The organism is Vallitalea sediminicola (assembly GCF_054408565.1).
The window spans coordinates 80,676-106,105 of sequence record NZ_BTPT01000073.1 but is presented as its reverse complement, the minus strand read 5'-3'; the positions used below and the strand labels follow the sequence as shown (position 1 = coordinate 106,105).

Below are 25,430 nucleotides of genomic sequence, written 5' to 3'. Positions count from 1 at the left end.
TTGCACCCATCCCCCATCTACTTGGCTTGTTCTGTGAAGCTTGTGGCTAGATTAATCAAGTAAAATGGTAATAGGAAATATAACAGTGGCAAGGTACTTTTGTAAATATAACCGAGAGCCTAGTAAATGCCATATCTTTAATCTTTCAATGGGGATAAAAAGGTAAGGTATTCTAGGTGTTANNTAACACCTAGAATACCTTACCAAAGCCACTAGCCGTAAGGAAAGATTAGAGATATGGTATTTACGGTAGTACGCAATTATACGCTTATCAATTACCCCTTCAATTTTGTACGAATATATTTAAGCTATAACAAAATAAAAAAAGTAAAAATATGTTAAAAACTCCTTCCACTAGTGTTATAATAAGACTAATTAATATTTTTACGAAGGAGGAGTTATATGAAACAGCCACACATACTATGCAGTGATAATGACATTGAAAAAATGGTTATATTGCCTGGAGACCCAGAACGTGTACTACGAGTTGCAGGATTTTTAGATACTTGGGAAGAAGTTGCTTACAATCGTGAGTTTAGAACAATTAAAGGGACATATAAAGAAATGCCAATCACAGTAACATCAACTGGTATAGGTGGTGCTTCAGCAACTATTGCCTTAGAAGAATTAATAGCTTGTGGTGGAAAATATTTTATTCGTATAGGCAGTGCAGGCGCATGTAACTCCATAATTGATATTGGAGATTTGATTATACCTACAGGTACAGTAAGAGAAGAGGGAGCTTCACGAATGTACGTAAGCGATAACTATCCTGCCGTAGCAAGCTTCAATCTTATGAGAGTTATATATGATACTAGTGTAAAATTAGGTTACAATATCTTTATGGGTATTACAAGAAGCCATGACTCATTTTATATTGATAATGAACGTGAAATAATGAAACATTGGAATTCTAAAAACGTACTAGGTTCAGATATGGAAACCTCCGCTATCTATACCGTAGGTTCTCTCAGACAAGTACACGTAGCTAGTATACTTAATAACGTTGTAAGATATGAAGCAGATGTAAAAGACGCTATTAACGATTATGTAGACGATGAAACAAAAGCCACAGAAGGCGAAAAGAAAGAAATAATCCTAGCCCTTGAATCATTTTACAACTTATATTGTGAGCTAATTAATAATTAACAAAGAACTAATAAGCATAGCTAAGAAATTACATTCAATTTAAATCACCAACTTTCATAAGAACGTAGCCATAAGAGAAGAGGTTATAGGGTTCGTTTTACGCAGACCGATCCTTCAGGAGTAAGGCAAGTAAAACGAACCCTATAACCTCAATCAATTAATTCACGTTTACAACTTAAAAACTAACTATATCTTACACTTCTTTCCTTCCCAAATAATAAAATCCCCTGGAAGTATTACCATTCATAGTAGTATAAGACATCTCTTCAAACTCAATTTCATCAAAGCAACTAACTAACTCCTTAATCCATTCCACTGTATGATGCCTCATAATAGCACCCTCAGGTAATTCAAACACACCATATTTATTAAACATATTATGAAAAACATTATATCTCTTAACATTCCTTTCATCAGAATTAATCAAGAAATCATTTATATATATTATCCCTTTAGGCTTTAGAACCCTTCTAATTTCAGATATCAATGCAAGCTGGTCATCATTACTTATAATGCTTGTTAAAACAGCGAGGATAATAACTGCATCAAAAGAATTATCTTCATATTCTAAAGATTTACTATCGGTACATTCTAGATTGAGATGTGAAAATTGAAGTTTCCCTCTATCAATCATGTTCTTAGAAAAATCAATCCCATATAATTTGTTATATCCTTTTTCGTATAATTGATGCAGAGTCCTTCCGTAACCACAGCCTATATCTAAAATCATATCATCTTTAGATATATATTTAGAAAAAACACTAAATTGAAATGGAGTAGTAAAGCTTTTACTATCTGCCATCTTATTCCAGTAAGATTTTTGGTAATTATAGTCCATTTAGTTAATCTCCTTTTTCTTTTGGATATTTTATCATATATGTATATTATTTGAAAGTGGAAAAAATATATTCTAATAATTTTAATAATGAACCAACATATATTGTGTGAACAAATAAAAATAATAAAGAATTATTGATATATTGCTTTAGAAAAATAATTGAATAGTTTAATATATTAAAATTAACAAAAAATAACTGAAATTATATTTTTAAATCAACTACAAAGTGGTAATATATAACTAATAAGCATAAGCTTACAACATAAGCTGATATTAAGGAGGAATTATGACTGGACGTGAAAAAGAAATATTAGAATTAATTAAAAAAAATCCACTTACTTCACAAAAAGAAATAGGGGAAAGACTAAACATCACTCGTTCGTCAGTCGGGGTTCATATTACCAATCTAATAAAAAAAGGTTATATCAAAGGGAGAGGATATGTCATGAATAAATCCGATTATGTAACAGTAATTGGAGCTGCTAATATTGATATTCATGGATTCACAGAAGAAAAACTTATTGAGAGAGATTCTAACCCTGGATTAGTCAAAATATGTCTTGGTGGAGTGGGGAGAAATATCTCTGAGAACTTGGCTAGATTGGGAATTGATACAAAACTTATCTCAGTTACTGGAGGGGATATTAATGGTAAAAGACTTATGGAAGAATGTACTCAAATGGGTATTGACATGGAACACTCTCTAGTATTACCTGATATGAATGCCTCAATTTACCTTGCTATCATGGATGAAAATAGTGATATGGCAATAGCTTTATCAGATATGAGCATCGTTGATAGAATGACACCAGAATTTATTAAAAGTAAATATCATATACTTAAGAATTCAGAAGTAATAGTAGTAGATACCTGTTTATCAAGACAGGTCATAGAATACATATTAACCAATTTCAAGGATAAAAAAATATTATTAGACCCTGTCTCCATAAAAAAATCAAGAAGAGTAAAAGATATAATCGGTGGTTTCCATACAATAAAACTTAATAAACATGAAGCTGAATATCTTTCTGGTATCAATATCGAAGATACACATGGACTTAAGAAAGCTGTAAATTATTTTATCAATAAAGGTGTTAAAAGAGTATTTATAACGTTAGGTAAAGACGGGGTATACTATGGAGAAAGTAATTATGCTAATGTTTATAAACCATCAAAGATTAAAGTGACAAATGCTACAGGAGCAGGTGATGCATTTATGGCAGGAATTGTATATGGAAATTTATATGAAAAGGATATTGATGAGATAGCAAAATTCTCTACAGCGGCTGCGATAATAGCCCTAAAAAACCATGAAACCGTTAATCCTAATATGAGTATAGAAAGTATAAATAATATATTGGAGGAGATAGAATGTTAGATTATATGGATATCAAGCCAGAAGTAAAAAAAGCTTTGGAGGAAAACAAACCTGTTGTAGCACTTGAATCAACAATTATTTCTCATGGGATGTCATATCCAGAGAACATAGAAAGTGCCAAAAAATGTGAGAGCGAAATTAGAAAAGAGGGAGGAGTACCTGCTACTATAGCCATCATTGAGGGAAGGATGAAAGTTGGATTAACAGATGAAGAACTGAATTACTTAGGTGAAAACAAAGGAATAAGAAAAGCCAGCAGAAGAGATGTGCCCATGTTGATAGCCAATAAATTAGATGGAGCGACAACTGTTGCAACTACAATGCTAATAGCTAATTTAGCTGGTATTAAGGTATTTGCAACAGGAGGTATTGGAGGGGTTCACAGGAATGCTCAACAGACATTTGATATATCTGCTGATTTAATGGAGCTTGCTAACACTAATGTAGCAGTCGTGAGTGCAGGAGTAAAATCTATATTAGATATAGGTCTGACATTGGAATACTTAGAAACTCAAGGAGTTCCAATTATTGGTTATAAAACAGATGATTTTCCAGCTTTTTATACTAGGAAAAGTGGATTTGGTGTAGATTATAATGTGGATTCACCTGAAATAATAGCAAAAGCAATAAAGGCTAAAGAAGATCTAAATATAAAAGGTGGTATGGTAATAGGGAATCCAATACCAGAAGAATACGAAATGGATTATGAGTATATAAATAATGCTATTGATGAAGCTGTACAAGATGCAAAGAAAAAAGGTATCAAGGGTAAGAATATCACACCATTCATATTAGCTGAAATACATCACATAACAGAAGGAAAAAGTTTATATTCTAATAAGAAGTTAGTGTATAATAATGCAAGAGTAGCAGCTAAGATTGCTAAGGAATTATGTGCATTACATTAATGAAAATAAGAACTATATTATATGATGATCAATCTTATGACTAGATATGAAACGTTTACAAAAAGTGATTCTACTTAATGTAAGCGTTTTATTATTGCTTTTTAGTGATGTAGATATATTAGATGAACATATAACATTGCGTTTGAATACAGATACACATATTTTAAATAACTATAGAAGCTGTATATAGCCTTGTTTAGTAGGTATTTGACCATGTTCAATTTATAAATATAAAAATTTTAATAATTTCATTGACAAATATGTAAGATGTTAATATAATATATAATATATTAGATGTTTATATAATATACCTAAAATAAATAAACTTAAAAAATTAAGCATGGAGGATAAATTGAATATGAATAAGACTAAGAAAAACACAATTCTATTTTTGTTAGGGAAACTAGTATCTTTATTTGGAACACGTATTTATGGATTTGCTATGGGGCTGTACATATTAAAAATAACAGGTTCTGCTCTTAACTTTTCCATAAGTATTTTACTGGCAACAATACCAGCTTTAATTTTTGGACCTCTTGGAGGTGTTATAGCTGATAGAGTTGATAGAAAGAAGATGGTTCTATTAGCAGATTTCTTTAGTGGTGTCATAATGTTTGTTGCTTTTGGATTGAGTCAGGTATTTGGATTGCAATTGTGGATAATATATATGTCAACAGTGTTACTTTCAATGTGCAATGCATTATTTGCAACGGCTTTTGATGCGGCTTTACCTAACTTGGTAGATGAATCTAGTTTAAGTAAAGTCAATTCATATAACCAAGCTATGAACAGTCTAACAGGTGTAATGGCGCCAATTATAGGTGGAATTGTTTATGCATTAGTACCTCCAACAATGTTTATAATATTTAATGGTGTATCATTTATATTATCAACTTTTTCAGAGTACTTTATTGATTTCTACTGGAAAGTAGAAAAAAGCGTAGAAAGATTGGTTATAAAAGAAGTAGACTTTTTTGCTAATATAAAAGAAGGATTTGCTTATATTAAAACTAAAAAATTGATATTTAGTGTTATATCTGTTGCTGTTTTCATCAATTTCTTGTTTACAGCTATAAATGTAGCTATACCACATATAGTAGTTGTTCAATTCAATATGTCAGATGAGGTATATGGTATAATTGAAGCTGCGCTTGCAATAGGATCCTTATTTGTTTCAATTACATTCGCTAATAAATTAGGGGTGTTGAAGCCATTGAAAATGGGTATTTTTGTAATAGGTTTGGGTATTATAAATATACTTTTCAGTGTTCCATTAATAGCTACTGGATTACTTGACATTAACAATTTTATCGCTATATACTATAGTATTCTTTTTTTCCTTATGGGATGTATTCTTGTACTTATAAATATTCCTATGGCTGTTTATATACAAAAGAATACAGACGATGAATATAGAGGGAGAGTCATGGGATTGAATGGAACACTTTGTATGGCGATTTCACCTCTAGGTTACTTATTACACGGATTTCTACTTGATTTAATACCAACATATATTATAATGATATATGCAGGGGTAGGTATATTCTTAATTGCAATCTACATGATTAAGAAAATGAATAAAATAATTGATAGTGATGAATCAATTATTGTTACAGACACTATGAAAGTTGTTGAGGTAGAAAGTTGATGGAGTGATATAATGATACCTGATATAAATTATAATATTGTGATAGATTTTATGCAATCTATTATTAGAATAATTGATGCTAATGAGTGGCCAGATTATGCAAAAAGATTTAAACTCAATAATGATATTTCTAAGTATGTTAAGAATGTTCAAGACAATATGGATCCTATATTAAAAAGAGATATGGAGTACTATTGTGGCAAGTTTTGTAAAGGGTTATTTGCTATCATTTTTTATGCAATCGATGAAGATATCAACGATGTTGGTATACTGCTTGATAATATGGATGAGATGTCTGGAGAAGATCTAGTTAATACTATTATAGAAAAACTAGAACTTGATATTCCAGAGGAAGGTAGTGAAAAACAACTCAAAAAATCTATAGAAGATGGTTTGAAAAATGATATGATGGATTTTGATAAAGTAGAGATATACATGGATTACTTTAAATATCCAAACGAAATGAAAGAAAGATTAGTCATAACTTTAAGAGAATATTATAATAAATTTTTTGTATCTATTGAACAAGAAGTTGAAGATTTCATGAGTAGGAAACTGAGCGAACATAGGTTATTAATAAAAGAAGACTATGATAAATTCTTTGATAATATGGTTATGTTGATAGATAAAGATTTAGTCATAGATAATGAAGTAGAGTTTTATATATGTTACTTTAGTGAAATAGGCTGTGGGCTTAGATATACTGAAGATGGAGTCTATACTATTACTTATGGTTATGGGTTGGAACAAAAATATGATGATAATATGAAGAAGATGGAATATCGAGAGTTGATAAAATTATTAAATGATGATAATCGTTTTGAAATAATAAATCTGTTAGGGAAAAGGTCATGGTACAGTAAAGAATTAGCAGACCATCTAGGTATTACTACTGCAACTATGAGTTATCATATAAAAAAAATGAGTACTTTAGGTATATTTGATGTTGAAACAGGGAAAAACAAAAGATTATATTATAAATTGAATAAAAATAAGTTTATTAAGATAATGAATAATATGTTATTCGATATTATTGATGAAGAAGAATAAGGTTATGAATTTCTCACGCAAACAAAAATACAGCATGTTTTTTATCTAAGATTATGATATAATTCAAGTTAACTAGTTAATAATAAATTTTATTTGGTAATTATAGCTATGAAAATTAAAATTCATAGCTTTTTTTTATAAAAATTTAATATTGACCATTGGTCATTTTACGAATATAATAAGCATGGATTTAAAAATGACCGTTGGTCAATATGGATTGAAGGTGTGCTATGAGTAAGATTATAGAGAATAAAAAGCAAAAGAAAAACGCTATCTTTAGTTCTGCATATGAATTGTTTACAACTAAAGGTTTTGACAAAACTGCAATAAACGATATTGTAAAAAAGGCAGGTGTGGCTAAAGGTACTTTTTACCTCTACTTCAGAGATAAAAATCAAATACTTGATAATATTATTTTAAAGAAAAGTTCAGTTATCATAAAAGAAGCGTTTCAAGAGACTATGGATAAAGAGCATGAAAACTTTATTGAAGCGATTATATTCTTTACTAATTATACAATAGAATACCTCAAGGATAATATTATTCTTCTAAGTCTGATCTACAAAAACTTATCTTGGGGATTGTATAGAAAGGCATTAAGTGATCCCGAAATAAGTAATGATATGGATGAAATATACAATACATTTTTAGATAAGTTAAAAGACCATAACATTCCAGTTGAAGATGTGGATAAAACATTATTCCTTATTATTGAATTAGTTGGTTCAACTTGCTATAGTTCAATCATTCTAAAAGAACCAGCAAGCATAGATGAGATGAAGCCAATTCTTTTTAATGTAATAAGGAAAATGCTTGAATAGTAGTAGACTTATGAAATGACTAATGATTGCAGAAAGGGAGGATAACATGAAAAAGTTTGCAAGAATGATTGTAAAACATAGAAAAATAGTTTTACTAATAGGTATCTTGTTAATGATACCATCACTTTATGGTATGACCAATACAAGAGTAAATTATGATTTACTGACATATTTACCTGAAGAACTTGATTCTATGAAAGGTCAGGAAGTAGTAGACAAAGTATTTCATAAAGCAGCAACAGGGTTACTCATTATTGAAGATATGGAATCAAAAGATGTAATGGAACTCAAAGAAAAAATAAATCAAGTAGAAGGTGTTGAAAAAACACTATGGATTAGTGATGTAGTAGATATCACTATACCTAAAGAATTTCTACCAAATAATATAAAAGATATATTTTATAGTGAAAACTCTACTTTAATGATGATAGAGTTTACTCATGAAGCTGCATCTGATGAAACTCAGACAGCCATAGAAGACATTAGAGGAATAATGAACAAACAATGTTTCTTAAGTGGTATGTCAGCAATACTTAGAGATACAATTAAATTAGCGGATAAAGAAACACCTGTATATGTTTTATTAGCAGTTGTTTTAGCTACAATTGTTTTAGCATTGACATTAGAATCAACAATTGTTCCATTAATCTTTTTAGCAGCGATAGGTATGGCTATATTATATAACTTTGGAACTAACATTTTCTTAGGAGAAATATCATATATAACCAAGTCATTGGCCGCGGTGCTGCAATTGGGGGTTACCATGGACTTCTCAATCTTCTTATTACATAGATATGAAGATGAGCTGAAGATTAATAGCAATAAAGAAGAAGCAATGGCTGTTGCAATAACAAAGACAGCAACATCAATTGCTGGTAGTTCATTAACTACAATAGCAGGTTTCTTAGCTTTGGCAGTTATGAAATTAGGGTTAGGTAAAGATATAGGTTTTGTAATGGCTAAAGGAGTATTAATAGGTGTATTGTGTACTATAACTATTCTGCCAGCACTTATACTGACATTTAATAAAGTAATACACAGATTCAATCATGGTACAGTATTACCATCATTTAATGGTACAGCTAATTTTGTAATAAAACACTATAAAAAATTGGTAGTATTGTTTATCCTATTATTCATACCTTTTATATACGGTAAAGCTAATACGGAAGTATATTATAATTTAGATGAATCATTACCAAGAAATCTTGATTCCATAGTAGCACTTGATAAGCTGAAAACAGGTTATGATATGACAACAACTCATATGATTGTTTTGGATTCAGAGACTCCATCATATAAAGCAAAAGAAATGATTGGTGAAATTGAGCAATTACCAGGAGTTAGGTCAGTAATTGGATATGACAAATTAGTAGGTCCAGCAATACCATACGAATATGTCCCTGATAAATTAACTGATATACTTGAAAAAGATGGTTACAAACTCTTATTAGTTAATTCCAGTTTCAAAGCTGCTACAGATGAACAAAACAGACAATTACAAGATATGAATGATATTGTTAAAAAATATGATGAAAATGGTATGGTTACAGGTGAAGGTGCATTGACAAAAGATTTGGTTGAGTTAGCAGATGTAGATTTCAAGAATGTAAGTATAGCATCGATTGTAGCAGTATTTGCAATTATACTATTGGTATTTGGTTCTATATCAATTCCTATTATTCTAGTGGGAACTATTGAACTTGCTATATTTATTAACATGGGGATTCCTTACTTTACTAATACGACTATCCCGTTTGTATCCTCAATCGTAATTGGAACCATTCAATTAGGAGCAACTGTAGATTACGCAATATTATTAACTACTAGATTCAGAGAAGAAATACGACATGGACATGATAAATTTGAAGCTATGAGACTAAGTCTTCTAGGTTCAGTTAGATCAATAGTAACTAGTGCCTTAACATTCTTTGGTGCAACAGTTGGAGTTGGATTCATTGCGGATATGGAAATGATAAAAAGTTTAACAGGAATGATTTCAAGAGGTGCAATAATTAGTATGTTCATCATTATATTCATGTTACCAGCACTTCTCCTCTTATTTGAAGGATTCGTTTCAAAAACTAGTAGAAAATGGCGCAGAAATTAAGAAAGGATGATATAGTATGAAAAAAAGAATGAAAAAGATATGTAGTTTAGCAACGGTTTTACTAATGACAACTAGTACCTTATCTTTGGCTGCTGATAATACAATCACAAAAGATGAAACTGTATATGTTAATTTATCCTCAACAGGAGAAGTTGAAAAAATAATAGTAAGTGACCAGATACATTCAGATGTAGAGGGGCAAAAGATTATTGATAGTTCTTCTCTAACGGAGATAAAAAATGTTAAAGGTGAAGAAAAGCCTAGTATAGATGGAGAAAATATAGTATGGGAACTAGAAGGAAAGGATTTATTTTACCAAGGTAACACAGACAAAGAGATTCCAGTAGAGATAAAAGTAAACTATTATTTAGATGGTAGCAAAATAGAACCATCAGAATTATCAGGTAAGACAGGTAAAATCAAAATAGAACTAGAAATGATAAATAAAGAAAAACATCAAACAGTTATAAATAATGAAACTAAAGATATCTATACTCCTTTTATGGTGGCTTCTGTAGTGATGTTACCAGATGATATTTTTAGTAATGTAAAAATCAATTCAGGTAAAATATTAACTGAAGGTAATAATCAAATTATAACTTACGTATCAGTGCCAGGTTTGAACGAATTGATACCTGATGATTCAGCAGATATTAATATACCTGAAAAATTAGTAATAGAAGCAGACGCAAAAGAATTTGAATTAGGACCTATCATGTCAGTGGCAACATGTGAATTACCTGAAATTGATGAGCAAGGTGACTTAGGAAGTATAAGTGAAATGATTGACTCCGCCAATGAATTGGAATCAGCTTCTAGTCAATTAAGAGATGGAACCAAAACTTTATCAGATGGACAAACAGCACTTGCTGATAATTTAGTGAAATTTAGAGCTGGTGTAGTAGAATTAGGTCAAGGTAGCACAGCATTAATTGATGGAGTGGGTCAATTAAAAATAGGAATTGATTCAGCTTATGAAGGTGCAACTAAAGTAGCTGATGGTATTAAACTATTTGTAAATAGTGCAGGCGAATTTGGAAAAGGTGCTAATGCATTTGGAGCAGGATCAAAGAATTTTGCCGAAAAAGCAGGAGAATTTGCTAATGGAGCCAGTAAGCTTTCTGATGGATTAGGAAAACTAACTAGCAGTACAAAAGAATTAGAAACAGGAGCAAAAACTTTAACAAGTGGAACAGACAAATTGATAGCAGGTGAAAACCAAATAACTACAGGTGTAACCGCAAGCTTAAAAGGTGTTCAAGGTTTAATTGCAGCAGTAAAACAACAAGACCCTAAAAGTCCTATGTTAGCAACTCTAAAACAGATTGAAGCTGGTCTGAAGGCTGTTGAAGATGGTTCTACTAATATGACAAGTGAATTGAATAATTTCAAGAAAGGTCAACAAAAATTAACTGCTGGATTAGGTGAACTTAACAAAGGTACAGAAACTATTAAAGAAACAGCGGGATTATTACAAGCAGGTAGTAAAGGTCTTGTAGATGGTGCTGATAAGTTAGTACAATCGGCTACTCAATTAGATGGTGGAGCTAAGAAAATAGTGGGTGGCTCTACTGAATTAGTAGCTGGATCACAAGGTGTAAGTGATGGATTAGGAAAACTATCAGAAGGTTCTAAGGCTGTCGTAGCAGGAAAAGACAAATTAGAAACAGGAAATAAAGGAATATTATCAGCAACTAATCAATTAGTAGATGGTGGAAACAAATTAAAAAATGGTGCAAAAGAACTTAATGTCAATATGAATAAATTTCATCAAGAAGGTATTAAAAAATTAAGCAGTGTCTTAACAGAAAAAACAGATTCATTGGATGATCTACTTCTTGTAAAAGATGAACTAATCAAGTTGGCTGACGAATACAACAGCTTTTCCGGAATTGGAAAAGATATGGAAGGTTCAGTTAAATTCATTATGAAAACTGAAGAAATAAAGAACGTCAAAGAAGTAGTTGCTAGTACAGAAACAAAAAGCAAGGAAAAGAAAGGATTTATTAACTGGATTAAAGGATTATTCGGCAAATAAATTATATATAAGTTATAACAAATAATAAAAGGTAATCTGATTTCTTGGAGTAATTATTCAAGAATTAGATTGCCTTTTATTTTATTGCTTAATCATGAACAGTACTTTTGGTGTATTCTGATTTTAAATAACAAGAATAATTATATTCAATTATGTAAATAAAAAGTATATGAATGATAATACTGAGAATTAAACCTAAAATTCAACAAGGAGACTTGATAATGAAGAAATTAATTACTACACTATTAATTACTACATTAATAATAGCATCTATAGGAGGATGTGAGCAGGCTAAGAAAAAAGTAGTTAGATTTGGCGCAACTGCTGATTATTATGGTGAAACAAAAGCTGTAATAGACCAATTCAACCAATCACAAGAAACTTATGAAATTCAATTAATAGAACTAGAAGGTAACGATACCGATATCCATGATGAAATTAAAGAGTCCATATCACAAGGTTCTGCTGAATTGGATGTTATATCTATGGACGTTACATGGGCTGGAGAATTTGCAGGAGGAGGTTACTTAGAACCTATTGATGTAAGAATGCAGGAAAAAGGATATAAGAAAACAGATTTCAACGAAGGAGCTATGAAGGCGGGTAATCATGAAGGACAGCAATATACGTTACCTTTCTATCTAGACTTAGGATTATTATACTACAGAAAAGATATAGTAGAAGAAACAGAAGCAAAAGTATTAGAAAGTGGCAATTATACTTATGGAGACTTGTCAAAATTAGCTGAAAAATATAAAGGACAAGGAAACACAGAAACAGGATTCGTTTTTCAATCCAGTGTATACGAAGGATTAACTATAAATGTAACAGAATTCACTAATTCATTTCATACCATAAAAAGAGGATTGGAAACAATGAAAATGTTTGTTGATGCTGATTATACTCCTAGCGATATATTATACTACAATGAAAATGATACTAATGATGCTTTTATAGAAGGTAAAACTGTTTTTTCAAGAAATTGGCCATATCAATCTAACTTAGTCAACAATGAGCAGCTTGAATCCAAATTAGAAAAAGAACAGATTGGAATTGCACCTTTACCTAATGGAGGTGTAATAGGAGGTTATGTTTTAGGGATAAATAAAAACTCATCAAACAAAGATGGAGCTTGGGAATTTGTTAGATATATTTCTAGTGAAGAAGGTCAAAAAAATATAGTTATTGAGGGTAAACATATACCAGGATACAATAAATTATTGACAGATGCTGATATAATAGACTCCAATGAATTGCTAAATTCACAAGGGTTCAAGAATGCATTAGCCTCATCAATAGTACGACCTATCTCTGATAAATATACAACAGTATCAGATGCTATACAGATAAATGTACACAAATACTTATCAGGAGCACAAGATATAGGTATAACCATTGAAGAATTAGAAAAACTCATATTAGACAATAAAATAATCTCAAAACAATAATTTGTATATTATGCAATATTATTAATACTATTACTATAGTTACTAACCGAAAGAGTGGCAAAATAAACATATATAGTGATAAGAACGATTTTTACAGTTTGTTTTCTTCAAAACAGATAAAACAACAAATGTAACGAGAGTGATTATCACTATATATGTTTTATGATACTACCGTTGTCCATTCCTTAACACATAAGTTAGATCCTACTCAACCTTTTTGGTCTGTACTATAGTATACATAAACAACAACGCTACAACAAATGATATAGCTGTCAAGAAAAATAAAACATTAAAACCAATAATATCAACAAAAAGCCCGAATATCAATGGGCCCGTTATAGCAGCTACCGAAGAAGAAAAATAATAAAATCCAGTATAAGTACCAACTTTCGTTTCATCAACACCTTCAACTATGTAAGGATAAGAATTTATGTTAATCAGTGACCAGAATATACCAGCTATTGCTAACAATGTTATCATAGCATATTTATTAAAAGGTATGATACCAACAGGACCCATTAATCCAATGATAATAAAGATGAAAATATCAATAGTTAAACCAATAAGAATAGCTTTCCTTTTACCCATTTTTTTCCCTATAAATCCAGCAGGAATTGCAAAAATCAGAAAAGCGGCTGCAAAAGCACTGAGAATAATTCCCGATTCATGTTTTTGTAAACCTACATAATGAACTATATAGTTACTAAATGTAGCTTCCATACCTTGATAACCAATAAACCAAAAAAGGATGGCAAATAGTAAATGGAAAGTTTTGCTATCTTTACTACTGATGATATCTTTTAATGTAGACATTATTTTTACTTTTTCACCTGATTCTGCTGTGCTGTATGTATTTGGTTCTTTTATGAAAAATATTATAATGAATAAAGAAATAATCATAACTATACCAGTAGCGGTGAAGGGTAGGTGATTATTGATCTCATATAGCTTTGAACCACCATACAAAACGAAAACGGCAGCTAAACCTCCCATGAAATTAATAACTGCATTAGCCTCACTTCTTTGATGTGAAGGTATCATATCAGGCATCAATGCCACAGTTGGACCTCTATAAATCGCCATTGAAAAATTAAGAATGGTAATAATAATTATAAATAATAATAAATCATTTGAAAATATAGGTAATAGAATAAACATTAACGCTGATATAGGAAGACCAATCATTATAAAAGGTTTTCTTCTACCGAATCTTGTGTGGGTGTTATCGCTTACGGCACTAATAAATGGTATTAAGAATATAGCTAAGATGTTATCAAGGGTCATGATACTATTTACAACTAATTGACTTGGAAAAAATTCTTTCAAAAATAATGGAACATAATTGTTATAAAGGGGCCATACTAAACTAATAGCAAAAAAACCAAAACCTAAAATGAAAGTCTTCTTATAATTTAATTTTCCTGTAGCTTCTTTAACCATGAATTCATCCTCCAATGTATTAATTTTAAGTTCAATATATATATTATACAATAAAATTGTAATGTTTTTGATAAAATATTGTTAAATATATAAGTTGAATTAATTAATTGCTATAGAGGCAGCATTATTTAGTAATATTCAACTTATAAAACCAAGGGAAATATATTGAACATATTGAAATTGGGTGTGCAGATGTTAAAATTCAATATATATAGTTGTAAAAGCATTAAGATATTCTAACCTCTAAATTAAAAAAATATGATATAATAAGGATATTGCAAAAAATTACTTATAGAATATTGTTATTAAGACATATATAATTTATTTTATATCAATTTGATAATAAGAGAAGTTATTATTTTTAGAATTCTATTACCTTTTAAAGTAGGTTACATAATATATTAGTAGATATTAGTAGAGTATGAAAGGATGTATTTATGGAGATAGATAGAATAACCAAAGAATTAACAAAGGAAATAAGAAAAGAAAATGTTGGTAAAGATGAAAGAATGGCAAAACATACCACTTTTAGGGTGGGAGGAAATGCTGATTTATTTATAAGTCCAAGTAATGTAAATGAACTATCTCATGCTATAAAGACATGTAAAACTTTTAACATACCTTACTATATAATTGGTAACGGAAGTAATATAATTGTAAAAGATAATGGTTTTAGAGGCGCTATAATACAAGTATACAAAAATTTCAATAATGTTACTATTGAAGATAATACTATTACTGCTGATGCGGGTATCCTATTATCCAGATTAGCTAAATTAATTGCAAATGAAAGTCTAGAAGGATTTGAATTCGCATCTGGTATTCCTGGTACATTAGGTGGTGCTGTATATATGAATGCAGGAGCCTATGGCGGTGATATGTCTAAAGTAATTGTTTCGGCTGATGTAATTGATGAAAAAGGAGATATCATCACATTATCTAATGAAGAATTAAAATTAGGATATAGAACTAGTATAATTCAGCAAAACAATTATATTGTGTTAAATGCAGTATTAAAATGTAAAAAAGGCAATAAAGAAAAAATAAAAAGATTAATAGAAGAACTTAATAGCAAGCGTAAAGAAAAACAGCCTTTGGAGTATCCCAGTGCAGGTAGTACTTTCAAGAGACCAGAAGGATATTATTCTGGCAAGCTTATTATGGATAGTGGATTAAGAGGTCATCAAATAGGTAATGCCCAAGTATCTGAGAAACACTGTGGATTTATTATTAATAAAGGTACTGCTACAGCGGATGATATCATTAATCTTATTGATTATGTAAAAAATACAGTAAAAGATAAATATGATGTTAACTTAGAAACAGAAGTTAGAATAATTGGAGAATAAAAAAACTAGAAAGGATGAAGCTCATGCGATTTGTAATTGTTACAGGGATGTCTGGTGCAGGCAAAAGTATTTCACTGAAAATGTTAGAAGATATTGGTTTCTTTTGTGTTGATAATCTTCCACCAGTACTTATCAATAAGTTTGCACAGATTTGTTTCAGCCCTGATTCTGGAATAGATAAAGTTGCTTTAGGTATTGATATCAGAGGTGGGAATTTATTTACTGAGCTTCTTAATGAAATAAAAAAATTAGAGAACGAAGGCTATGAATTAGAAGTTCTTTTTCTAGATGCTAATGATGAAACTCTAGTAAAAAGATTCAAAGAAACAAGAAGAAAGCACCCGCTTGTATCAGAGGGTAGAATACAAAACGGTATTGATAAAGAAAGAGAAATACTTGAACAGGCTAAAAAAAGAGCTAACTTCATTATTGATACCAGTAAATTATTAACAAGAGAATTGAAATCAGAACTAGCAAAGATATTTTTAGAAGGAAAAAAATATGAGAATTTAATTATTACTGTCTTATCCTTTGGATTTAAATATGGGATTCCTTCAGATGCTGATTTAGTCTTTGATGTGAGATTTATTCCTAATCCTTTCTATATACCAGAACTAAAAGAGAAATCAGGTAATGACCAGGAGATTAAAGATTATGTGCTGAAATGGGATGTATCAAATAAATTCATTGATAAATTGGATGATATGATTAATTTCTTAATCCCTAATTACATTCAAGAGGGAAAAAATCAATTAGTTATTGCTATCGGTTGTACAGGAGGTAAGCATAGATCTGTCACTTTAACAAATGAGCTTTATAATAGATTATTAAAACAAGATTACAGTACCAATATTTATCACAGAGATATAGAAAAAGACTCAAAATTGAAGAATTGATATTTTTGTATCTTATTATTAGTATTGAGGAGTGAGTTATTAAATGATTCAAGATATGGACGATATAAAAATAGTAACTATGGGTGGAGGTACTGGATTATCTACAATGCTCAGGGGACTGAAAAAATATACTGAAAATCTTACTGCCGTTGTTACTGTTTCAGACAATGGAGGTAGTTCAGGAATACTTAGAAGAGAATTGGATATGCTTCCTCCTGGTGATATTAGAAACTGTATATTGGCATTAGCTGAAACTGAACCAATTATGGAAAAAGTTTTTCAATATAGATTTACAGAAGGAAGCTTAAGTGGACAAAATTTCGGTAATCTCTTTTTAGCAGCCCTTAATGGAATATTTGGAAGTTTTGAACAAGCGATAGAAAAAACAAGTGAAGTCTTAGCAGTAAAAGGTAAAGTTCTTCCTGTCACTACCGAAAACGTTGAATTATGTGCTCTGTTTGATGATTTGGTTATAATTGAAGGAGAAAGTGAAATCGTTCAAAGATGTAAAAACGATAGAAAGAATATTAACGATGTATGGTTACAACCTAAGAATCCAGAACCATATGATAAGGTTATAGATGATATTAATGAAGCTGATATATTGGTTCTTGGACCAGGTAGCCTGTATACCAGTATTATACCTAATCTATTGGTAAAAGATATATCACAGGTAATAAAAAAATCTAAACCAACAGTCATTTATGTGAGCAATATAATGACACAACCAGGTGAGACAGATAATTATAATTTAACAGATCATATTAATGTTATTGAAAAATATCTAGGAAAAGGTATAATAGATTATATTATAGTCAATGACCAAGAAATACCTAATGAAATTTTAGAACTCTACATAGAAGATGGAGCAATACCAGTTACATATGATGAAAATTTATTAAAAGATAAGGGAATAAAAGTATTAGAAGCTCCTTTATTGAAGATACTAAATGGGACCACATTAATTAGACATAATTCTGATAAACTAGCAGAAGTTATAATATCTATATTAAAACAACTTTAACCAAATCCTGCATTTTGCCATCTATAACCTAATAAATATGCAAATAATGGGTAAAATAATTAGAATGATAGGGTGTGATTATATGTCTTTTTCTTCTAAAGTAAAAGAAGAATTATCAAGGCATATTGGCAGTGCAAGACATTGCAGAATTGCTGAAATAGCAGCTATTATTAACAGTTGTGGTAAGATTAAAGTAGTAAATAATAATGAAATAACTATAAAAGTACAGACAGAAAATGCTGCTGTTGCAAGAAAGTACTTTACATTGTTGAAAAAAACATTTAATATTAATGTTGAAGTATTAATAAGAAAAAACACTCAGTTAAAAAAGAGTAGAATATATGTAATGTATATTACTAATGCTCATGTAGCTCTTAAGATACTAAAAGCAATAGGTATTGCAGAGTTTGGGGAAGATGGAAGACTTCATATAGTTCATAAGATTAACCCTTTGATTGTGCAAGGTACATGTTGTAAAAGGGCATACATTAGAGGAGCGTTCCTAGGAAGTGGTTCATTAAGTGACCCAGAAAAAACATATCATCTAGAATTTGTTAGTTGGCATAAAAAACAAAGCGAAGAGTTAAGAAAATTGATTAATTCATTTGGCATGGAATCCAAAACAATTATGAGGAAAAAATACTATATCACTTACTTAAAAGAAGGTTCTCAAATTGTTGATTTGTTAAATATAATGGAAGCACATGTAGCGCTTATGGACTTGGAAAATGTAAGAATCTTGAAAGATTTAAGAAATAACGTTAATAGAATTGTTAACTGTGAGACGGCAAATCTTAAGAAAACAGTATCTGCTGCTGTTAGACAAGTAGAAGATATTAAATATATAGATCATACTGTTGGTCTTAATTCTTTACCAGAGCCTTTAGAAGAGATGGCTAGAATAAGATTAGAATACACATCAGCTACTTTAAAGGAATTAGGTACATTGCTAGATCCACCAGTAGGCAAATCTGGAGTTAATCATCGATTACGAAAAATAAGTAATATTGCTGAAAAATTAAGAGACAAAAGGGAGGATAACTATGATAGAGAAAAAAATAACAGTTAAAATCGCTTCAGGACTTGAAGCTAGACCAGTAGCATTATTTGTACAAGTTGCAAGTCAATTTGAAAGTAATATTTATGTAGAGATGCAAGATAAAAAAGTTAATGCTAAAAGCATAATGGGTATGATGTCACTAGGTGTATTAGAAGGTGAAGATATTACTATATCAGCAGATGGAACTGACGAAGAAAAAGCTATCAATGAGCTTGAAAAGTACTTAAGCGAAGATAAATAGTTATTGTATAAAGAGTTATTTTTAAGAAAGATACGGATTAATAATCTGTATCTTTTTTGCTTGTGTTATAAGAAATATCTACTCTTAAAGTATATTAATGAAATCATTTCTCTATATACTGATGGATATATATAAGAAAATTCGATAGTAATTTATTAATTCCCAAAACTAACCATAATATACAAAATTAATATGTGAAATACTAATAAGGCACAGCAAAAGTTGACAGTTAAGAGTACAAAGTAAAAATGCTTTGTTTAGACGAAGGGATGTATTTCATATGAAAAGATGTTTATTTATTATATTATGTTTGGGACTATTAGTATCATGTGCAAGAAGTGATAAAGAAGATAAAGATATAAGTGATAATGTGGATATTAGGATAGGATGTGCTACTTATCCATCGTCCTATGCCCAGGCCATTTTACTTAGCGAAATAGTTAATAGAAAAGGATATACATCTAAGATTATAATGAATAATACCAATACAATGTGGGATAATTTAAGCGAAGGTACAACGGATGTTTTGTTAAGCGGTTGGGTACCTACTATTGATACTGGCAGAAGAGCACAAATAGAATCTTTAGTCAGAGATTTAGGAACTAATTGTAGAAATTTATCTAATGGTATTTATGTTCCAGGTTATACTCTTATAGGTTTTTTATGTGAACTAAAAGATTACAAAAAAGAATTCTCCAATACTATATATGTTTGTAAAGAGAGTGATGTAATCATTGATGAAACTAAAAACATGTTACAAAATTATGGTATAGACTATGATATAAAAGAAGTAAACTACGAAGAACTCAATGCTTTAATAAAAACTTCTATGGACAACGAAGAGTGGATAGCGGTTGCTTTATGGACACCTAATGGAACTATAAATAAATTTGGTCTAAGACATCTTAGAGATACTAAGAGCATATATACCAGAAATATTGATACACATACCATTGTTAGGAATGAATTTGATCATCCTGAATTATTGAACATATTAGATAATTATTATCTAAGAACTGGTGAGCTCAATGAATTGCTTAATGTATTAGATGAAAATGACCAAGAAAAAAAGATTGTTAACACTTGGCTGGATAACAATCTTCAGATATTAAATAGAGTAATAGACTAAATCAATCCTCCATCTAATGTTATTATTTGCCCAGTAAGATATGAAGAATCCGATGATGATAAATAATAACATAGGTTGGCCACTTCATCTGGTCTACCAATTCTATTTGATGGAATTTCTTCAATGATGGAATCTAAATCTTCCTTACTGAGACATGAATTCATAGTTGTGTCTATCAAACCACAAGCAATACCATTAACACGTATATGACTAGGTGCAAGTTCTTTTGCAAGGGCTTTCGTAAAAGCATTTACACCGCCTTTTGAGGCAGAATAGGCAACTTCACAAGAGGCTCCAGTTATTCCCCACATAGATGTTATATTAACTATGCTCCCATATTGATTTTTTATCATATCAGGTACAGCTTGATGGCAGATATTATATAATGATTTTAGATTAGTATTTATCATCTTATCCCATTCTTCTTCAGTAATATCTGTGAATAACTTTATACTAGATATACCTGCATTGTTGATAACTATATTTACATTACCAAATATCACTTTGATTTCTTCGAACATCTCTTTTACAGAATTACTATCTGATACATCAGCCATTATAGGAAGACAAGATACTCCATAACTTTTAATAAGGTCTGCTGTATCTATTAACTCGTTGAAACTAGACGAACAATTAATTGCTACATTATATCCTTCTTTGGCATACTTAATTGCTATAGCTTTTCCTATGCCCCGTGAAGAACCTGTAACAAGAACGGTTTTGTTATCCATGAATATTCATTTCCCTTCAAAATAATTTAAATATACTTATTCAACTTATATATCAATGTTGTTATTAATATCTCTTAACATAGCTATCTCTTCTTTGTATAGATTATTTTTTTTATCAATCCACGGAGTTTCTAATATAAGCGGTTTATTATCACATACTTCGCTATGCACTATATTATACAGGGCATCAAAACCTATCTGATCAATACCACGGTTATTATTAATATCTGCACCTATATTAGCATGTCTGTCTTTTCTTGCACCTCTGATATTAAGTGATCCATTGATATGAAAAACTTTTAACCTATCAAGACCAATGATATTATCAAATTCTTTCATGATTCCATCAAAATTATTAATAATATCATAACCACTATCGTGAGTATGACATGTGTCAAAACATATTCCTATCTTATCTTTTAACTCTATTTTATCAATTATTCTTTGGAGTTCTTCAAATGACTTTCCTACTTCTGAACCTTTTCCTGCCATTGTTTCTAAGCATATAAAAGGTTTAGTATCATTTGATAAAACATTATTTAATCCTTCTGCTATTCTATTGATTCCGTAATCAGTATCTTTAACTGTATAAGAACCTGGATGAAGTACAATATAATTAGAACCCATTACTTGTGTTCTTCTTATTTCTTCTGCTAGAAAAGACTGGGCTAAGTCATATATATCCTCTTTTACAGAAGCAAGATTAATAATATAGGGAGCATGAACAACGATATCTCTTATATCATGATCTTTCATATATTCTTTACCTTCTTCAATCTTCATATCTTCTAAAGGTTTCCTGCGAGTATTTTGAGGCGCGCCAGTATAAATCATAAATGTATTTGCATTATATGAATGAGCTGTTTTTGCGGCCCCTATCAAACCGTTTGAAATAGATACATGTGAACCAATTAATATAGACATAAATATCACCTTCTATTTTTTTATTTGATTTTAAACAATTGACATAATATTAACCAAAATTTGACAAAAATTTATACTAAGAATAGCAAAAAATATATAAAAAGTTATTTTTTTACTTAATTAGTGAAACAAAATTAATATAAATTTCGTCTAATGTGGGAAAACTAAATAAAGTAGTCTGTGTAATATATAAGTTATATAAATAATATACATGAATGAATATTACATAGCAACAGTAAATGGATATAATCTCCTCCAAGTTTATTTAGTATTTTTTAATCACAACTTAATTATACACAACTTAATTATTATTTTTGAACAATGATTTTAATAGTATATGTTTAGTGTATTGTGAATTAAACTAAATAATAATTTGGTATAATTTATAGATTAGGTTAAATTATTAGAACTAAATTAAATTAAAAAAAATGTTAACTCTTTGTAATGTTTTTATGGTATGATATTAGATGATTAATAGGAGGTAGAAAGATGAACAATAAAAAAAGAACTAGTACATTGCTAATGTTAATAATAGTAGTAGCCGTTATTTTAACTACTTCATTAGTTATTGTGCTAACGGCTAATGATAATAAATTAGCCCATGGACAAGATGACGAACTTGGTAAAGAAGACAACAATGACACAAATAATATTGATGAGGAAGATAACAAAGAAGAAGCAAAAAAGCCAAAATCAGTAAATGCTTTATTAATAGGATTTGACAAGTCAGAAGGACTATCAGATGTTGTTATGGTAGCCCATTTAGATACTAATACTAATGAAGTAAAATTAATATCATTACCAAGAGATTTATTCATTGATTTTAGGGAAGATGGATTTGACAAGATAAAAAAAGAAAATAATATCAGGGTGAAATATTGTAAACTAACTGAAGTCTATTCCAATGCTGGTTGGGATGATGATGCTTTATTAGTGATAAAAGATGTTGTGGAAGAAATAACACAATTAGAGATTGATTATACAGCTGCAGTTACTATAGATGGTTTCAAAGATATAGTAGATGCTGTTGGTGGAGTAGAATTTTATGTTCCAGAAAAAATGGATTATGAAGATAGAGCACAGGATTTATATATTCATCTAAAAGAAGGGTTACAGGTATTAGATGGAGATAAAGCTGAACAATTAGTTAGAAATAGACATTATAAAGGCGTTCCACCAGATCTTAAAAGAATTAAGATGCAACAGGATTTCTTGATAGCAATGAGCAATAAGATACTTAAAATAAGAGATTTTGATAAGATAAAAGAATTAGCATCTACAGTTTATGGTCACTTGAAAACAGATTTTGGTTTAGTAACTGCTAATGAGTATGTAAGTTATTTATTCGACCTTAATTTAAAAGAAATACTTACACCAGAAAACAGAGTAACAGTTCCATCTGATGGTGAGAAGATTAATGGTATATGGTATCAGACATATGATAGAGAAGTTGTGCTTGAATCAATAGATACACTTATAAATAAAGTAACAACAATGCCAGCGGAAACAACACCAGATGATAAAATAGAAGATGAAAATGGTAGTGCTGATACAAAAGATAATGCTGAACATGAAAAGACTACTGAAGCTATGAAAAACAATAATTTCAGCAATAAAAATAATGATAATAAAATAGAATATGTTTATTAATATTTATCAATAATATTAAAAATTAACAAATTTGTAATATTTTCTAATATCATGTTAATTATTGTCAATTATACCTACTTTTGATATACTAGTCATAGTAAATACATTAGCATGTTCTAAATTATGGTAATATATAAATCTTAGATTATAATAAGTATAAAACAAGGTTATCTATTAGTAATAATGCTATTTAGATACCTTGTTTTGTAAAATGAAAAAATAGATTTATCCAAACATGCTTTAAATTAGAGGAGGGTAAAATTGAATAATAAAGTTTCATTACTAAGCAAATTTCTTAAAGTGTTTTTAATTTCAGTCGTTATATTTTCTTTGATAGCTGGAGTTGCTACTGGCGGTTACATATTACTTAATAAAGGAAAAACTAATCCAGGTGACCAAAAAAATCCTATAGCAGATCCAGGTGACCCCAAAAATCCTGATTCTTCTACAGAAGCCGATAATGAAAAACAACTAACAACATTTGCTGTATTCGGGGTTGATAAAGATGGTTGGCGTACTGATGTAACCATGGTCATGACCTTCAATCACATAACAAAACAAATTAACATAGTGTCTATTCCAAGAGATACATTAGTGGAATTACCCACAAAAATACATAATGAATTATTAGTAGGTAGAAAAGATACACCGAAGAAATTAAAAATCAACGGTGTTCCAGCATATTCACCAAAAGATAAGAGAAATGAGTACTCTGTTAGAGTGATAGAAGATATGTTTGATATAAAAATTGATTATTATTTTAATATGAATATAAAAACATTTAGAAAAATAGTGGATATTATTGGACCTATTAAATTTAATATTCCACGAGATATGAAATACCTAGATCCAGAACAAGACTTGTATATTAACCTTAAAAAAGGTGAGCAGGAATTAAATGGTGCTCAAGCTGAACAGCTTATAAGATATCGTAAAGGTTATGCTAATGGAGACATTGGTCGTATTGATATGCAACATGATTTTATGAAAGCTTTTATGAATCAAGTCCTTACTGAAAAAAATAAATTTAATATTATTACTATAGGAAGTGCAATAATTAGTGATGCAACAACAAATTTTAAGAATCTATTAGATTATGTTGAATACATTGATGATATTACTCCGGATAATCTGAAATTATATACTTTGCCGTCTAAAAAACAAGGTGGAGAATATTATTATTATGATGAGGAAGCATCAAAAGAACTATTTAAAGAAATTTCACAAGTTGATGTTGCTGAAGATAATGAAAATAATACAAAAGAAGGTACAGATTCAGAGGAATCTAAACCAGAAGAACCAAAAGCTATTAGTAGCAATGGATTAAAGATTGAGGTGCTTAATGGTTCCCAAATTAACGGGTTAGCAGGAAGAACCAAGAAAAAATTAGAAGGTTTAGGTTTTACTGTATCCAAGATAGGTAACTACGATACTGAAGTTTTACAAAAGACTAAAATTATTATTCCAAATGAGGGTATGGGAGAAGATTTGAGTGAGCACTTCAAGGATGCAGTTATTGAATTAAATGATAAAGCTTTACCTGATGGGGTAGATATCAGGATTATTATTGGTACTAATGATAAAGATAATTAATTAGG

General features: G+C 29.9%; 21 protein-coding genes. 17 read left to right on the top strand and 4 right to left on the bottom strand.

Annotated features, from left to right (window positions below):
* Positions 1 to 402 precede the first annotated feature (402 nt).
* Positions 403 to 1,149 (top strand): nucleoside phosphorylase, encoded by a 747-nt coding sequence (locus ACX6CF_RS23265; protein WP_458787773.1) that lies wholly within the window; start codon positions 403 to 405, stop codon positions 1,147 to 1,149.
* A gap of 193 nt (positions 1,150 to 1,342) precedes the next feature.
* On the opposite strand, the gene ACX6CF_RS23260 is transcribed toward ACX6CF_RS23265, so the two are convergent.
* Positions 1,343 to 1,987, bottom strand: coding sequence for a class I SAM-dependent methyltransferase (locus tag ACX6CF_RS23260; protein WP_458787772.1), 645 nt, complete (start codon positions 1,985 to 1,987; stop codon positions 1,343 to 1,345).
* Positions 1,988 to 2,273: 286 nt separating this feature from the next.
* Here ACX6CF_RS23260 and ACX6CF_RS23255 point away from each other — a divergent pair, with 286 nt between their 5' ends.
* From ACX6CF_RS23255 to ACX6CF_RS23220, 8 genes are all read left to right on the top strand, one after another.
* Positions 2,274 to 3,365 (top strand): carbohydrate kinase, encoded by a 1,092-nt coding sequence (locus ACX6CF_RS23255; RefSeq protein ID WP_458787771.1) that lies wholly within the window; start codon positions 2,274 to 2,276, stop codon positions 3,363 to 3,365.
* The gene (locus tag ACX6CF_RS23250) at positions 3,359 to 4,273 is read left to right on the top strand and encodes a pseudouridine-5'-phosphate glycosidase (protein WP_458787770.1); all 915 of its coding nucleotides are present in this window, start codon (positions 3,359 to 3,361) and stop codon (positions 4,271 to 4,273) included. Before ACX6CF_RS23255 ends, ACX6CF_RS23250 begins: the two co-directional genes overlap by 7 nt.
* 358 nt (positions 4,274 to 4,631) lie before the next feature.
* Positions 4,632 to 5,921 (top strand): MFS transporter, encoded by a 1,290-nt coding sequence (locus ACX6CF_RS23245; RefSeq protein ID WP_458787769.1) that lies wholly within the window; start codon positions 4,632 to 4,634, stop codon positions 5,919 to 5,921.
* Positions 5,922 to 5,933: 12 nt separating this feature from the next.
* Positions 5,934 to 6,971 carry a winged helix-turn-helix domain-containing protein gene (locus ACX6CF_RS23240; RefSeq protein WP_458787768.1) on the top strand — a complete coding sequence of 346 codons (1,038 nt, stop codon included), beginning with the start codon at positions 5,934 to 5,936 and terminating at the stop codon, positions 6,969 to 6,971.
* A gap of 230 nt (positions 6,972 to 7,201) precedes the next feature.
* Entirely contained in the window at positions 7,202 to 7,792 is a 591-nt protein-coding gene (locus ACX6CF_RS23235) for a TetR/AcrR family transcriptional regulator (protein ID WP_458787767.1), read from the top strand.
* 46 nt (positions 7,793 to 7,838) lie between these two features.
* Positions 7,839 to 9,902, top strand: a complete 2,064-nt coding sequence (locus tag ACX6CF_RS23230) for an efflux RND transporter permease subunit (protein ID WP_458787766.1) — start codon at positions 7,839 to 7,841, stop codon at positions 9,900 to 9,902.
* 16 nt (positions 9,903 to 9,918) lie between these two features.
* Positions 9,919 to 11,940 (top strand): hypothetical protein, encoded by a 2,022-nt coding sequence (locus ACX6CF_RS23225; protein ID WP_458787765.1) that lies wholly within the window; start codon positions 9,919 to 9,921, stop codon positions 11,938 to 11,940.
* A 221-nt stretch (positions 11,941 to 12,161) separates the two neighbouring features.
* Positions 12,162 to 13,388 carry an extracellular solute-binding protein gene (locus ACX6CF_RS23220; RefSeq protein ID WP_458787764.1) on the top strand — a complete coding sequence of 409 codons (1,227 nt, stop codon included), beginning with the start codon at positions 12,162 to 12,164 and terminating at the stop codon, positions 13,386 to 13,388.
* Positions 13,389 to 13,592: 204 nt separating this feature from the next.
* Here ACX6CF_RS23220 and ACX6CF_RS23215 read toward each other — a convergent pair whose 3' ends face one another.
* On the bottom strand, positions 13,593 to 14,828 hold the full coding sequence (locus tag ACX6CF_RS23215) for an MFS transporter (RefSeq protein ID WP_458787763.1): 1,236 nt from the start codon (positions 14,826 to 14,828) through the stop codon (positions 13,593 to 13,595).
* A 437-nt stretch (positions 14,829 to 15,265) separates the two neighbouring features.
* On the opposite strand from ACX6CF_RS23215, the gene murB reads away from it, so the two are divergent.
* The 6 genes from murB (at position 15,266) to ACX6CF_RS23185 (ending at position 20,527) form a co-directional block, all read left to right on the top strand.
* Complete coding sequence (gene murB, locus ACX6CF_RS23210) at positions 15,266 to 16,177, top strand: UDP-N-acetylmuramate dehydrogenase (protein WP_458787762.1); 912 nt, start codon at positions 15,266 to 15,268, stop codon at positions 16,175 to 16,177.
* A 23-nt stretch (positions 16,178 to 16,200) separates the two neighbouring features.
* Entirely contained in the window at positions 16,201 to 17,073 is an 873-nt protein-coding gene (rapZ, locus tag ACX6CF_RS23205) for an RNase adapter RapZ (protein ID WP_458787761.1), read from the top strand.
* 43 nt (positions 17,074 to 17,116) lie between these two features.
* On the top strand, positions 17,117 to 18,097 hold the full coding sequence (locus tag ACX6CF_RS23200) for a gluconeogenesis factor YvcK family protein (RefSeq protein WP_458787760.1): 981 nt from the start codon (positions 17,117 to 17,119) through the stop codon (positions 18,095 to 18,097).
* An 82-nt stretch (positions 18,098 to 18,179) separates the two neighbouring features.
* Complete coding sequence (whiA, locus tag ACX6CF_RS23195) at positions 18,180 to 19,166, top strand: DNA-binding protein WhiA (RefSeq protein ID WP_458787759.1); 987 nt, start codon at positions 18,180 to 18,182, stop codon at positions 19,164 to 19,166.
* A complete protein-coding gene (locus ACX6CF_RS23190; protein ID WP_113673645.1) occupies positions 19,141 to 19,398 on the top strand; it encodes an HPr family phosphocarrier protein in 258 nt (85 codons plus the stop codon). The genes whiA and ACX6CF_RS23190 overlap by 26 nt, the downstream gene beginning before the upstream one ends.
* A 280-nt stretch (positions 19,399 to 19,678) precedes the next feature.
* A complete protein-coding gene (locus ACX6CF_RS23185) occupies positions 19,679 to 20,527 on the top strand; it encodes a glycine betaine ABC transporter substrate-binding protein (protein WP_458787758.1) in 849 nt (282 codons plus the stop codon).
* On the opposite strand, the gene ymfI is transcribed toward ACX6CF_RS23185, so the two are convergent.
* Both ymfI and ACX6CF_RS23175 read right to left on the bottom strand, forming a co-directional pair.
* A complete protein-coding gene (gene ymfI, locus ACX6CF_RS23180; RefSeq protein WP_458787757.1) occupies positions 20,524 to 21,258 on the bottom strand; it encodes an elongation factor P 5-aminopentanone reductase in 735 nt (244 codons plus the stop codon). The genes ACX6CF_RS23185 and ymfI overlap by 4 nt on opposite strands.
* Before the next feature lie 45 nt (positions 21,259 to 21,303).
* Positions 21,304 to 22,182, bottom strand: coding sequence for a deoxyribonuclease IV (locus ACX6CF_RS23175; RefSeq protein WP_458787756.1), 879 nt, complete (start codon positions 22,180 to 22,182; stop codon positions 21,304 to 21,306).
* Positions 22,183 to 22,671: 489 nt separating this feature from the next.
* Between ACX6CF_RS23175 and ACX6CF_RS23170 the strand changes: the two genes are divergently transcribed.
* Positions 22,672 to 23,832 (top strand): LCP family protein, encoded by a 1,161-nt coding sequence (locus ACX6CF_RS23170; protein ID WP_458787755.1) that lies wholly within the window; start codon positions 22,672 to 22,674, stop codon positions 23,830 to 23,832.
* Between the two features lie 261 nt (positions 23,833 to 24,093).
* Positions 24,094 to 25,425, top strand: a complete 1,332-nt coding sequence (locus ACX6CF_RS23165) for an LCP family protein (protein ID WP_458787754.1) — start codon at positions 24,094 to 24,096, stop codon at positions 25,423 to 25,425.
* Positions 25,426 to 25,430: the final 5 nt, after the last annotated feature.